At 62.1% G+C, this 13,188-nt stretch carries 9 protein-coding genes; all 9 read left to right on the forward strand.

The window, feature by feature from the left end:
- Positions 1-10: 10 nt before the first annotated feature.
- The 9 genes from choW to dbpA all read left to right on the forward strand — a co-directional run bounded on the left by choW (position 11) and on the right by dbpA (position 13,061).
- Positions 11-856 carry a choline ABC transporter permease subunit gene (gene choW, locus BM132_RS12930; protein WP_047230366.1) on the forward strand — a complete coding sequence of 282 codons (846 nt, stop codon included), beginning with the start codon at positions 11-13 and terminating at the stop codon, positions 854-856.
- Positions 853-2,031, forward strand: coding sequence for a choline ABC transporter ATP-binding protein (gene choV / locus BM132_RS12935; RefSeq protein ID WP_092403483.1), 1,179 nt, complete (start codon positions 853-855; stop codon positions 2,029-2,031). Before choW ends, choV begins: the two co-directional genes overlap by 4 nt.
- Positions 2,032-2,504: 473 nt before the next feature.
- Positions 2,505-3,125, forward strand: a complete 621-nt coding sequence (gene betI, locus BM132_RS12940) for a transcriptional regulator BetI (RefSeq protein ID WP_092455742.1) — start codon at positions 2,505-2,507, stop codon at positions 3,123-3,125.
- Between the two features lie 80 nt (positions 3,126-3,205).
- The gene (gene betB / locus BM132_RS12945; protein WP_092455744.1) at positions 3,206-4,678 is read left to right on the forward strand and encodes a betaine-aldehyde dehydrogenase; all 1,473 of its coding nucleotides are present in this window, start codon (positions 3,206-3,208) and stop codon (positions 4,676-4,678) included.
- 253 nt (positions 4,679-4,931) lie between these two features.
- Positions 4,932-6,635, forward strand: coding sequence for a choline dehydrogenase (gene betA / locus BM132_RS12950; RefSeq protein WP_092401657.1), 1,704 nt, complete (start codon positions 4,932-4,934; stop codon positions 6,633-6,635).
- A 366-nt stretch (positions 6,636-7,001) separates the two neighbouring features.
- Positions 7,002-8,444: a TldD/PmbA family protein gene (locus BM132_RS12955; RefSeq protein ID WP_092455746.1), complete on the forward strand. Its 1,443-nt coding sequence runs from the start codon at positions 7,002-7,004 to the stop codon at positions 8,442-8,444.
- Positions 8,444-9,781, forward strand: coding sequence for a metallopeptidase TldD-related protein (locus BM132_RS12960; RefSeq protein ID WP_092455748.1), 1,338 nt, complete (start codon positions 8,444-8,446; stop codon positions 9,779-9,781). Before BM132_RS12955 ends, BM132_RS12960 begins: the two co-directional genes overlap by 1 nt.
- Before the next feature lie 211 nt (positions 9,782-9,992).
- Entirely contained in the window at positions 9,993-11,420 is a 1,428-nt protein-coding gene (gene mdtD, locus BM132_RS12965; protein ID WP_092401648.1) for a multidrug transporter subunit MdtD, read from the forward strand.
- A 303-nt stretch (positions 11,421-11,723) separates the two neighbouring features.
- Positions 11,724-13,061 carry an ATP-dependent RNA helicase DbpA gene (gene dbpA, locus BM132_RS12970; RefSeq protein WP_256244261.1) on the forward strand — a complete coding sequence of 446 codons (1,338 nt, stop codon included), beginning with the start codon at positions 11,724-11,726 and terminating at the stop codon, positions 13,059-13,061.
- Positions 13,062-13,188: the final 127 nt, after the last annotated feature.

The following is a 13,188-nucleotide window of genomic DNA, read 5'->3' on the forward strand; positions in this document are numbered from 1 at the left end:
GTTCACTACCATGCTGATTGATCAGAAAATACCTTTGGGCCAGTACATCGCGGGCTTTGTCGATTGGTTGACGCAACACGGCGCCAACACATTCGATGCCATCGCCCTGTCACTGGAAACGATGATTCACGGCGTGACGTTTGCGCTGACCTGGTTCAACCCGCTTGTCTTGATCGGCCTCATCGCTCTACTGGCGCATTTTATCCAGCGCAAATGGGGCCTGACGGTCTTCGTTATCGCAGCCTTTCTGCTTATCCTGAACCTGGGTTACTGGCAGGAAACCATGGAAACCCTGGCCCAGGTGCTGTTCGCGACCCTGGTCTGTGTCTTGATCGGCGTGCCGCTGGGCATTGTTGCCGCGCACAAGCCGCTGTTCTACACCATGATGCGTCCGGTGCTCGATCTGATGCAGACCGTACCGACCTTCGTTTACCTCATTCCTACCCTGACCCTTTTCGGGCTGGGTGTGGTCCCTGGCCTGATCTCGACGGTGGTGTTCGCGATTGCCGCGCCCATCCGCTTGACCTACCTGGGTATCCGCGACGTTCCAGACGAACTGATGGACGCCGGCAAAGCCTTCGGCTGCTCCCGTCGCCAACTGCTGTCCCGTATCGAACTGCCCCATGCGATGCCCAGCATCGCGGCCGGTATCACCCAATGCATCATGCTGTCGTTGTCGATGGTGGTCATCGCCGCGCTGGTGGGTGCCGACGGTCTGGGCAAACCCGTGGTCAACGCACTGAACACCGCTGATATCGCCCTGGGCTTCGAAGCAGGCCTGGCGATCGTATTGCTGGCAATCATGCTCGACCGAATCTGCAAGCAACCCGACGCCAAAGTAGGGGGTGACGCATGAGCATAATCCGCTTCGAAGAGGTCGACGTGATCTTTTCCAAAGATCCACGTGAAGCCCTCAAGCTGCTCGACCAAGGCATGACACGCAACGAAATCCTGAAGAAAACCGGGCAAATCGTCGGTGTGGAAAAAGCCAGCCTGGACATTGAAAAAGGCGAAATCTGCGTACTGATGGGGCTGTCCGGCTCCGGCAAATCCAGCCTGCTGCGTTGCATCAACGGCTTGAACACCGTCAGTCGCGGAAAATTGTTCGTCGAGCATGAAGGCCGGCAGATCGACATCGCCTCCTGCAGCCCCGCCGAGCTGAAGATGATGCGTACCAAGCGCATCGCCATGGTGTTCCAGAAGTTCGCCCTGATGCCTTGGCTGACGGTGCGCGAAAACATCAGCTTCGGCCTGGAAATGCAGGGCCGGCCGGAAAAGGAACGCAAGAAGCTGGTGGATGAAAAACTTGAGCTGGTGGGCCTGACCCAGTGGCGCAACAAGAAACCTGACGAGTTGTCCGGCGGCATGCAGCAACGGGTCGGCCTGGCCCGCGCCCTGGCGATGGACGCCGATATCCTGCTGATGGACGAACCTTTCTCGGCCCTCGACCCCCTGATCCGCCAGGGCCTGCAGGACGAATTGCTGGAATTGCAACGCAAACTGAGCAAGACCATCGTGTTCGTCAGCCATGACCTGGACGAAGCCCTGAAGCTGGGCAGCCGGATCGCGATCATGAAAGACGGCCGGATCATCCAGTACAGCAAGCCCGAAGAAATCGTGCTGAACCCGGCCGACGATTACGTGCGCACCTTCGTCGCCCATACCAACCCGCTCAACGTGCTCTGTGGCCGCAGCCTGATGCGCACCCTGGACAACTGCAAGCGCATCAACGGTTCGGTGTGCCTGGATCCGGGCGGCGACTCCTGGCTCGATCTGGCCGAAGGCAACACCATCAAGGGCGCCCGTCAGAACGGCGCGGCGCTGGACCTGCAAAACTGGGCCCCGGGCCAAGCCGTCGAAGGCCTGGGCCGTCGTCCGACCCTGGTGGACTCCAACATCGGCATGCGCGACGCGCTGCAGATTCGCTACCAGACCGGCAATAAACTGGTGCTTCACGATAACCAGCAGGTCGTCGGGATTCTTGGCGACAGTGAGCTGTACCACGCACTGCTCGGCAAAAACCTGGGCTAAGCGAAACCGACGAAAACGCCGCGAGATGATCGCGGCGTTTTTGTTTGTGCAGATATGCCTTGGCACTGCCCCTGGTGGCGAGGGAGCTGGCTCACGCTCGGCTGCGCGTAGGAGCTGCCGAAGGCTGCGATCTTTTGATCTTTCGCTCAGGACTCAATTGTCTGGGAAAAGATCGCAGCCTCGTTGCACTCGACAGCTCCTACACCGCAACCCAGCGAGAGAAAACTCCCACGCCACGAGGGGCAGGCGTGACCGCCGTTTGCTCGGCAACCAACCAACGAGTGTTATAAAGACATCCCGAAAAAGTCTTCGCCCCCTGTTCTGCGGGTTTCACACATGAATCCCGACAAACAGCGACGACTTGTCATAGAACTTTGTTTTTGTTGATTGAACGTTCAATTAAAACAAAATAGACTGGCCTTCATTCCGATAGACCTCACTCGTCCATCGGATGGCCTAAGGAGATGTACCAGATGCCCAAGGTCGGTATGCAACCCATCCGCCGCCAGCAATTGATCGAAGCCACTATGCAAGCGGTCGATCAGGTCGGGATGGGGGACGCCAGCATTGCGCTGATCGCCCGTTTGGCCGGTGTCTCCAACGGCATCATCAGCCACTACTTCAAGGACAAGAATGGCCTGATCGCGGCCACGGCCCAGTACCTGATGACTGTCCTGAGCGAGAACGTCACCGCACGCCGTCAGGCGTTGGAGGACCCAAGCCCACGGGCTCACCTGCAGGTGATCATCGAAGGCAACTTCGACGCCAGCCAGGTCAATGGCCCGGCAATGAAAACCTGGTTGGCCTTCTGGGCCACCAGCATGCATCACCCGTCTTTGCACAGGTTGCAGCGGATCAACGATCACCGTCTGTATTCCAACCTGTGTTGCCAGTTCCGCCGCGTGTTGCCCCTCGATGAGGCACGCAGCGCGGCACGGGGCCTGGCCGCGTTGATTGACGGTTTGTGGCTGCGCGGGGCGCTGTCGGGAGACGCGTTCGATACCGCCCAGGCGCACCGGATCGCTTACGAATACATGGATTTCCAACTGGCCAAGGCAGGGGTAACAGAGCACACAGAACCGCTCGGCTCCTGAACCGCCACCGAACCGCGTAGTCAGCTGTAGACGACACGCTCCGGTGGTCAGCCAACCACTCATGCACTTGCGAGGACTTTATGGCCCGTTTCGAACTGCAAAAACTCTACATCGATGGCGCGTACAGCGATGCCAGCGGCGACGCCACTTTCGAAGCCATCAACCCTGCCAACGGTGAAGTACTCGCCCAGGTGCAGCGGGCCACGAAAGAAGACGTCGAGCGCGCCGTGGTCAGCGCCGAAAAAGGCCAGAAGGTCTGGGCCGCAATGACCGCCATGCAGCGTTCGCGCATCCTGCGCCGCGCCGTGGACATCCTGCGCGAGCGCAACGATGAACTGGCCGCTCTGGAAACCCTCGACACCGGCAAGGCCTACTCCGAAACCCGCTACGTCGACATCGTCACCGGCGCCGACGTGCTGGAATACTACGCAGGCCTGGTGCCGGCCATCGAAGGTGAACAGGTGCCGCTGCGCACCACTTCGTTTGTCTACACCCGCCGCGAACCCCTGGGCGTGGTGGCCGGCATCGGCGCGTGGAACTACCCGATCCAGATCGCGTTGTGGAAATCGGCACCGGCCCTGGCAGCCGGCAATGCGATGATCTTCAAGCCGAGCGAAGTCACCTCGCTGACCACCCTGAAACTGGCCGAGATCTACACCGAAGCCGGCGTTCCGCCAGGCGTCTTCAACGTGCTGACCGGCAGCGGCCGTGAAGTCGGCACCTGGCTGACCGAGCACCCGCGCATCGAGAAAATCTCGTTCACCGGCGGCACCGACACCGGCAAGAAAGTCATGGCCAGCGCCTCGAGCTCGTCGCTCAAGGACGTGACCATGGAACTGGGCGGCAAGTCACCGCTGATCATCTTCGACGACGCCGACCTGGATCGCGCCGCCGACACCGCGATGATGGCCAACTTCTACAGCTCCGGCCAGGTCTGCACCAACGGCACCCGCGTGTTCGTGCCGAACCACCTCAAGGCGGCTTTCGAAGCCAAGATCGCCGAGCGCGTGGCGCGCATCCGCATCGGCAATCCAGAAGATGAAAACACCAACTTCGGGCCGCTGGTGAGCTTCGCCCACATGGAAAGCGTGTTGGGCTACATCGAGAAAGGCAAAGCCGAAGGCGCGCGCCTGCTGTGCGGCGGCGCTCGTTTGACCGACGGTGAATTGGCCAAGGGTGCGTTTGTTGCACCGACCGTATTCACCGATTGCACCGACGAGATGACCATCGTGCGCGAAGAAATCTTTGGTCCGGTGATGAGCATCCTCACCTACGAAACCGAAGAAGAAGTGATCCGCCGCGCCAACGACACCGACTTCGGCCTCGCCGCGGGCGTCGTGACCCGCGACCTGAACCGCGCTCACCGCGTGATTCATCAGCTCGAAGCCGGCATCTGCTGGATCAACGCCTGGGGCGAATCGGCGGCAGAGATGCCAGTCGGTGGCTACAAGCAATCGGGCGTGGGCCGGGAGAACGGCATCAGTTCGCTGAACAACTTCACCCGCATCAAATCGGTACAGGTCGAACTGGGCGAATACGCCTCAGTGTTCTGATCTGACGCCGAACTTGAGACTGGGGCCTTTGTGGCGAGGGAGCTTGCTCCCGCTGGGCTGCGGTGTAGGAGCTGTCGAGTGCAACGAGGCTGCGATTTTTTCCCAGACAATTGAGTCCTGAGCGAAAGATCAAAAGATCGCAGCCTTCGGCAGCTCCTACGCGTAGCCGAACGGGGATAAATCCCCTCGCCACAGGTTGCTCGGCGTCAAGGCAAACCGCGACCTGAACCCAATTCAAAAGAGGGTGCATTTCATGTCCCACGTATTCGATTACATCATCATCGGCGCCGGCTCGGCCGGTAACACCCTGGCCACCCGCCTGACCGAAGACGAAGGCGTCACCGTCCTGCTGCTCGAAGCCGGTGGGCCGGACTATCGCCTGGATTTCCGCACGCAAATGCCCGCCGCCCTGGCGTTCCCGCTGCAGGGTCGCCGCTACAACTGGGCCTACGAGACCGACCCGGAGCCGCACATGAACGGCCGTCGCATGGAATGCGGTCGCGGCAAAGGCCTGGGCGGTTCTTCGCTGATCAACGGGATGTGCTACATCCGCGGCAACGCCCTGGACTACGACAACTGGGCCAAGCTGCCAGGCCTGGAAGACTGGACCTATCTGGATTGCCTGCCGTATTTTCGCAAAGCTGAAACCCGCGACATTGGCCCGAATGATTACCATGGCGGCGACGGCCCGGTCAGCGTGACCACGCCCAAGGCCGGTAACAACCCGCTGTTCCACGCCATGGTCGAAGCCGGCGTGCAGGCCGGTTACCCGCGTACCGACGACCTCAACGGCTACCAGCAGGAAGGTTTCGGCCCGATGGACCGTACCGTCACACCCAACGGTCGTCGCGCCAGCACCGCGCGCGGTTACCTGGACGTGGCCAAGAAGCGCTCGACACTGACCATCGTCACCCATGCCCTGACCGACAAGATCGTGTTCGAAGGCAAACGCGCGGTCGGCGTGCGTTATCTGGTGGGCGCGGCTGAAGAGCGGGTCGAGGCCCGGGCGCGCAAAGAAGTATTGCTGTGCTCCGGCGCCATCGCCTCGCCGCAGATCCTGCAACGCTCCGGCGTCGGCCCGGCCAAACTGCTGGAAAGCCTCGACATCCCGGTGGTCCATGATTTACCGGGCGTCGGTGAAAACCTCCAGGACCATCTGGAGCTGTACCTGCAATACGCGTGCACCCAGCCGGTCTCGCTGTACCCGTCGCTGCTCTGGTACAACCAGCCGGCCATCGGTGCCGAATGGCTGTTCAACGGCACCGGCATCGGCGCCAGTAACCAGTTCGAAGCCGGCGGTTTCATCCGCACCCGCCCGGACTTCGATTGGCCGAACATCCAGTACCACTTCCTGCCGGTGGCGATTAACTACAACGGCAGCAACGGCGTGAAGGAACACGGTTTCCAGGCACACATGGGCTCCATGCGCTCGCCCAGCCGTGGCCGGATCCAGGCCAAGTCCAAGGACCCGCGCCAGCACCCGAGCATCCTGTTCAACTACATGGCCACCGAGCAGGACTGGCAGGAATTTCGCGACGGCATCCGCCTGACCCGCGAGATCATGCAACAGCCGGCGCTCGACCCGTTCCGGGGGCGTGAAATCAGTCCGGGCATCGAGGTGCAGACTGACGAGCAATTGGACCAGTTCATCCGCGAACACGCCGAAACCGCTTTCCATCCGTCCTGCTCGTGCAAGATGGGCACCGACGACATGGCGGTGGTGGACGGCGAAGGCCGCGTGCATGGCATGCAAGGGCTGCGCGTGGTCGATGCCTCGATCATGCCGATCATCACCACCGGTAACCTGAACGCGCCAACGATCATGATCGCCGAGAAAATCGCCGACAAGATCCGTGGCCGCCAGCCATTGCCACGCAGCACCGCGCCGTACTACGTGGCCGGCGACGCGCCGGTGCGCGGCAAGCCGATGCGGGAAGTGGGGCCTCTGGCGCAATAAGGCATCACACCGCTATCGCGAGCAGGCTCGCTCCCACATAGAGGCCTTGGCGGACACAGATCTTGTGCCCGACATCCGTCAACTGTGGGAGCGGGCTTGCTCGCGAAGGGGCCCTCACAGCCAACATCTTCGCTGACTGTCGCACCGCTTTCGCGAGCAAGCCCGCTCCCACATAGAGGCCTTGGCGGACACAGATCTTGTGCCCACCATCCGCCGACTGTGGGAGCGAGCCTGCTCGCGATGGCGTCCGACCTGACATTCCAAATCCCCATCTGCCTTGATCCCTCCCCCACCCAGGCCTAATCTAGAGCCGTCGCGTCAATGCGCCGCACCTCGCTGCACCGCCACTCCAGACAAGGAGGTTCCATGTTCGATGTCCACCCCCAGCTCAAGCAGCGGTTTGCTGCCTTGCGCACGGGCGCTGAGTTCTTTTCCCTGCGCTACGTGCGCGAGTCCGGCCAGCATCTGTCGGTGCGCAAGAACATCGCCGAACCGCCCAGCCTGGGCCGTGATGAAGGGGCGATGCTGACCGTGCGGGTCGACGGTGTCGAGGCCTATGCGGCCACCAACGACCTGTCCCAGGCCGGCCTGCAGGCGGCGCTGGAGCGGGCCGAACAACAAGCTCGCCGGCTCAAGCCACACGCCCTGCTCGACTTGCGCGAGCAGGCGGTCTCCAGCGACCGCGCCGACTACTTCTCGCCTCACTTCGACCAGGCGTTCCCGTCCCTCAACGATTGCTATCAGTTACTGGGCGACGAATCCGCCGCGGTGCCCAAGGATGAGCGCCTGGTGAACTGGCAGGTCAGCATCGGCCTGACCCAGGTCGAGCAGATCTACCTCAACAGCGCCGGCGCCGAACTGCGCCAAGCCCAACGCTTTGTTTATCCGGCCCTGGACGTCACCGCCTTCGACGGCAACGACAGCCAGACCCGCACCCTGGGCCGTGAGAACTTCGGCCAGCAAGGCGGCTTCGATGTCATCAACCGCTGCGGCCTGATCGGTGCCGCACCAAAAATCGCTGACCAGGCCCTGCAATTGCTCCTGGCGCCGAACACCCCGCAAGGCCCGCGTGACCTGCTGCTAATGCCCGACCAGATGATGCTGCAGATCCACGAGTCCATCGGTCACCCGCTGGAACTGGACCGCATCCTGGGAGACGAGCGTAATTACGCCGGCACCAGTTTCGTCACGACCGGCGACTTCGGGCATCTGCAATACGGCTCCCAGCTATTGAACGTGACCTTCGACCCGAACGTTCCCGAAGAACTGGCCAGCTACAGCCATGACGACGACGGCACCGCCGCCAGCAAAGAATTTCTGATTCGTGAAGGGCTGTTGCTGCGCCCGCTGGGTGGTGCGCTGTCGCAATTTCGCGCAGGCCTGAGCGGGGTCGCCAACAGCCGCGCCTGTGGCTGGAATCGCCCGCCCATCGACCGCATGGCGAACCTGAACATCGAGCCTGGCGACCAGTCGTTGGAGCAACTGATCCAGGGCATCGAACACGGCGTGCTGATGCGCACCAACCGCTCCTGGTCCATCGACGATGCCCGCAACAAATTCCAGTTCGGTTGCGAGTGGGGCCAATTGATCGAAAACGGCGAGCTCAAGGGCGTGGTGAAAAACCCCAACTACCGGGGCATTTCCGCGCAATTCTGGAAAAGCCTGCGTGCGGTGGGCGACGCCAGTACCGCTCAGGTCCTGGGCACGCCAAATTGTGGCAAGGGCGAACCGAACCAGGTCATCCGCGTCGGCCATGCCTCGCCGGCGTGCGTGTTCAGCAACGTTGATGTGTTTGGGGGAGATGCCTGATGAGCACCGTCAATAATCAGGCCGCGGCCTTCAAGGCGTTGGTCGACTGGCTGCGTGAAGCCCTGCATGAGCCGGAACAATTCACCCTCGGCTACGCCGCCGAATCCTCGGCCTTCGTGCGCTTCAACCATGGCAAGGTCCGCCAGGCCGGGCAGGTGCAACAGGCCAATGTCAGTTTCAAACTGATCGACGACGGCCGCCATGCGGATTTGCAGATCACCTTGTCCGGCGAACCCGAAACCGACCTGCATCGCCTGGCCGAAGGTCTGCAACAGTTGCGCGAAACCCTGCCACTGCTGCCACCCGATCCGTACCTGCTGCTCAACCACAACCACTGGCAGAGCCACAACGTGCAGGACCATCCGTTGCCGGACACTGACCAGGCGGTGGCCGAAATCACTCGCGCCGCCGACGGCCTGGACTTGGTCGGCTTCTATGCCGCCGGCCCCATCAGCCGGGGCTTCGCCAGTTCTTCGGGGGCGTTCGGCTGGCATCAGGCCAATAGCTTCAACTTCGATTTCAGCCTGTTCCATGAAAACGGCCAGGCGGTAAAAGCCAGCTACGCCGGGCACGAATGGAGCAGCGAAGGCTTTGCCAGGCGCTTTGAACAGGCCCGCGAGCAGTTGGCGTTTTTGGGCCGCCCCTTGCGCACACTGCCGCCCGGTGAATACCGCGCCTACCTGGCACCCGCGGCGATGGAAGAAATCATGGGCATGCTCAGCTGGGGCGGGTTTTCGGCCCGGGCCATTGCCAGCAAGCAAAGTCCGTTGCAGAAGTTCTACGCGAACGAAGCCAGCTTGAGCCCCGATGTGTGGCTGAGTGAGCAGGTCAGCGGTTCTTTGAGCCCGGCGTTTTCCGACGAAGGTTATCCGCGCGATGACTTGGGCCTGATCGTCAAAGGCATGGCCGGTGCACAGTTGATCAACTCCCGCAGCGCCGCCGAGCACGGCCTGAACGCCAACGGCGCCAGCAGCTACGAATACCCCACGGCGCTGGTGATGAACCAAGGCCAGCTCGAGCAGCAAGACATCCTCGAACACCTTGGCACCGGGCTGTACATCAGCAACCTCTGGTATTTGAATTACTCGGACCAACCGGCCGCGCGCCTGACCGGCATGACCCGCTTCGCCACGTTCTGGGTCGAGAACGGCCAGATCGTCGCGCCAGTCAGCACCATGCGTTTCGACGACAGTGTCTACAGCCTGCTCGGTTCACAACTCGAAGGCCTGAGCCGGGAGCGGGAACTTCTGCTCTCGGCCAGCACCTACAGCCAGCGGGCCACGGCTTCGATGCTGTTGCCGGGAGCCCTGGTCAAGCGCTTGACCTTGACGTTGTAGTACCAACCCTAAGCAAACCTGCGAAGGCGATTACTTGTGGCGAGGGGATTTATCCCCGCTGGGTTGCGAAGCAGCCCTAAAAACTATCACCTGGTGTATCTGGTTAACTGCATTCAATTGCTTTGGGGGCGCTCCGCGCCCCAGCGGGGATAAATCCCCTCGCCACAACAGCGGCACCCGTTCCTGATCAACACGCCATACAAGAGGCCCCATGCCCAACCGCGCACCGCTCGACGCTGTCACCGCCCGCTGGCTTCCTTGGGTCGTGGCGATTGCCTTCTTCATGCAGTCCCTGGACGGGACCATCCTCAACACCGCCCTGCCCGCCATGGCCAGCGACCTGGCGGAAAACCCGCTGCGCATGCAGGGCGTGATCATTGCCTACATGCTCACCGTTGCGCTGCTGATCCCGGCCTCGGGCTGGATCGCCGACCGCTTCGGTACCAAGAAGATTTTCTTCGGCGCGATTCTGTTGTTCAGCTTCGGCTCGTTGCTCTGCGCCTTGTCCAATTCGTTGTCCATGCTGATCGGCGCCCGGGTGATCCAGGGCCTGGGCGGCGCGCTGATGCTGCCGGTGGGCAGGTTGGTCGTGCTGCGGGCCTATCCACGCTCGGAACTGGTGCGGATCATGGGTTTCATCACGATTCCTGGCCTGCTCGGCCCACTGATCGGCCCGACCATGGGCGGCTGGATGGTGGAGTACCTGACCTGGCACTGGATCTTCATCATCAACCTGCCGGTGGGCGTGCTGGGTTGCTACGCGGTGTGGAAATTCATCCCGGACCTGCGCGGCAGCGAGCGTACGCGGTTCGATGGCCTGGGCTTTTTGCTGTTTGGCGCGGCGATGGTGCTGATCACCATCGCCATGGAAGGCCTGGGTGAACTGCACCTGCCGCACTTGCGCGTGATGTTGCTGCTGTTCGCCGGCATGGCCTGCCTGGCGGCTTATTGGCTACGGGCCGGGCACATCGAAAACCCGCTGTTCGCACCGTCGTTGTTCAAGACCCGGACCTTCGCCGTGGGGATTCTCGGCAATCTGTTCGCGCGCTTGGGCAGCGGCGCCCTGCCGTTCCTGGTGCCGTTACTGCTGCAAGTGGCCCTGGGCTATTCACCGTCCCAGGCCGGGATGAGCATGTTGCCCCTGGCGGCAGCCGCGATGGTCGCCAAATCCGTGGCCCGGCCTTTGATCGAGCGCTTCGGCTACCGCAGCGTATTGACCGGCAACACCCTGGCCCTGGGCCTGATGCTGGCGAGCATGGGCCTGGTCAGCGAACAGACGCCGTACTGGTTGCTGCTGGCGCAACTGGCGGTGCTGGGGGCGATCAACTCGTTGCAGTTCACGGCGATGAACACCGTGACCCTGATTGACCTGGACGACGCCAGCGCCAGCAGCGGCAACAGCCTGCTGTCGGTGGTGGCGCAACTGTCCCTGAGCCTGGGCGTGGCCTGCGCCGGCGCGCTGCTCGGCGGCTTTACCGCCCAAGTCGGCAACGACGGGGTGGACACCGTGCTCGGCGCGTTCCAGTTGACGTTCCTGACGGTGGGCATCATGGCGATGCTGGCGGCGACGATTTTTTCCCAGCTGTCGAAAGAGGATGGGCGGCGGACCAAGCGGCCGGATGAGCATATCGAGCACTGACCAGGCTCGGTGAGCTTTCGTGGCGAGGGAGCTTGCTCCCGCTCGGCTGCGCAGCAGTCGTAATCCAGGCGACGCGATCTTTTAGTCACACCGTGTTGGCCGGTTTGGGGGCGCTTCGCGCCCCAGCGGGAGCAAGCTCCCTCGCCACAGGGAATTCGTCCGCTTCAGAACTGCGCCACAGCTCGTCCAGAACTTTCGAAGAAAGTGGCACGAGGCTGCTACACTGCGCGACATTTTGTTTTGCAGGCCAGTCCCGTGACCACCATTGCCACCGCTTTTAATACTCTGCCGCTGTCCGCCGCCATGCTGGCTAACCTCGAATCCCTCGGTTATGCCCAGATGACGCCGATCCAGGCGCAGAGCTTGCCGGTGATCCTCAAGGGCATGGATCTGATCGCCCAGGCCAAGACCGGCAGCGGCAAGACCGCGGCCTTCGGCATCGGCCTGCTGAACCCGATCAACCCGCGCTTCTTCGGCTGCCAGGCACTGGTGATCTGTCCGACTCGTGAGCTGGCCGATCAGGTCGCCAAGGAAATTCGACGTCTGGCCCGCGCCGAAGACAACATCAAAGTCCTGACCCTGTGTGGCGGCGTGTCGTTTGGCCCGCAGATCGCTTCCCTGGAGCACGGCGCCCACATCATCGTCGGCACGCCAGGGCGCATCCAGCAGCACCTGCGCAAGGGCTCGCTGGTGCTGGACGGCCTCAACACGCTGATCCTCGATGAAGCCGACCGTATGCTCGACATGGGCTTTTACGACGCCATTGAAGACATCATCCAGCAGACCCCGGAGCGCCGTCAGACCTTGCTGTTCTCCGCCACCTATCCGGTGGGTATCAAGCAACTGTCGTCCAAGTTCATGCGCAACCCGCAGCAGGTCAAAGCCGAAGCGTTTCACTCCGACGCGCAGATCGAGCAGCGTTTCTATGAAATCTCCCCCGAGGAGCGCATGGACGCCGTGGTCAAGGTGCTGGCGCATTTCCGTCCGGCTTCCTGCGTGGCGTTCTGCTTCACCAAACAGCAAGTCCAGGAAACCGTCGACCATCTGACATCCAAAGGTATCTCGGCGGTCGGCCTGCATGGCGATCTGGAACAGCGTGACCGCGATCAGGTGCTGGCGATGTTCGCCAACCGCAGCACCTCGGTGCTGGTGGCCACCGATGTGGCGGCCCGTGGCCTGGACATCGACGCACTGGACATGGTGATCAACGTCGAACTGGCCCGTGACTCGGAAATTCACATTCACCGCGTCGGCCGTACCGGACGCGCGGGGGAAAAAGGCATCGCCATCAGCCTGGTGGCGCCGTCCGAAGCCCACCGCGCCCAAGCGATCGAGCAGTTGCAGAAGTCGCCACTGAGCTGGGACCAGCTGGACAACCTCAAGCCCCAGGGCGGCGGCCCGCTACTGCCGGCCATGAGCACCCTGTGCATTGGTGCCGGGCGCAAAGACAAAGTCCGCCCCGGCGACATCCTCGGCGCCCTCACCGGCGACGCCGGCATCCCCGGCGCCCAGGTCGGCAAGATCGCGATTTTCGACTTCCAGGCCTATGTTGCCGTGGAGCGCGGAATCGCCAAACAGGCCCTGCAACGCCTGAACGATGGCAAGATCAAGGGCCGCTCGTTGCGGGTGCGGATCCTGTAACTCCAACAGAAATCAAACTGTGGGAGCGAGCCTGCTCGCGATGACGGACTGTCAGACAACATCAATGTTGAATGTACCGGCCTCATCGCGAGCAGGCTCGCTCCCACAATGGGTTTTGTGGTGACAT

The organism is Pseudomonas sp. NFACC45 (genome assembly GCF_900113505.1).
GTDB lineage: Bacteria > Pseudomonadota > Gammaproteobacteria > Pseudomonadales > Pseudomonadaceae > Aquipseudomonas > Aquipseudomonas tehranensis.

What these genes read in the sequence shown, in the direction of transcription:
- choV (WP_092403483.1), top strand. Translation starts at nt 853, where the DNA reads ATGAGCATAATCCGCTTCGAAGAGGTCGACGTGATCTTTTCCAAAGAT.
- betB (WP_092455744.1), top strand. Translation starts at nt 3,206, where the DNA reads ATGGCCCGTTTCGAACTGCAAAAACTCTACATCGATGGCGCGTACAGC.
- dbpA (WP_256244261.1), top strand. Translation starts at nt 11,724, where the DNA reads ATGCTGGCTAACCTCGAATCCCTCGGTTATGCCCAGATGACGCCGATC.
- choW (WP_047230366.1), top strand. Translation starts at nt 11, where the DNA reads ATGCTGATTGATCAGAAAATACCTTTGGGCCAGTACATCGCGGGCTTT.
- betI (WP_092455742.1), top strand. Translation starts at nt 2,505, where the DNA reads ATGCCCAAGGTCGGTATGCAACCCATCCGCCGCCAGCAATTGATCGAA.
- BM132_RS12960 (WP_092455748.1), top strand. Translation starts at nt 8,444, where the DNA reads ATGAGCACCGTCAATAATCAGGCCGCGGCCTTCAAGGCGTTGGTCGAC.
- BM132_RS12955 (WP_092455746.1), top strand. Translation starts at nt 7,002, where the DNA reads ATGTTCGATGTCCACCCCCAGCTCAAGCAGCGGTTTGCTGCCTTGCGC.
- mdtD (WP_092401648.1), top strand. Translation starts at nt 9,993, where the DNA reads ATGCCCAACCGCGCACCGCTCGACGCTGTCACCGCCCGCTGGCTTCCT.
- betA (WP_092401657.1), top strand. Translation starts at nt 4,932, where the DNA reads ATGTCCCACGTATTCGATTACATCATCATCGGCGCCGGCTCGGCCGGT.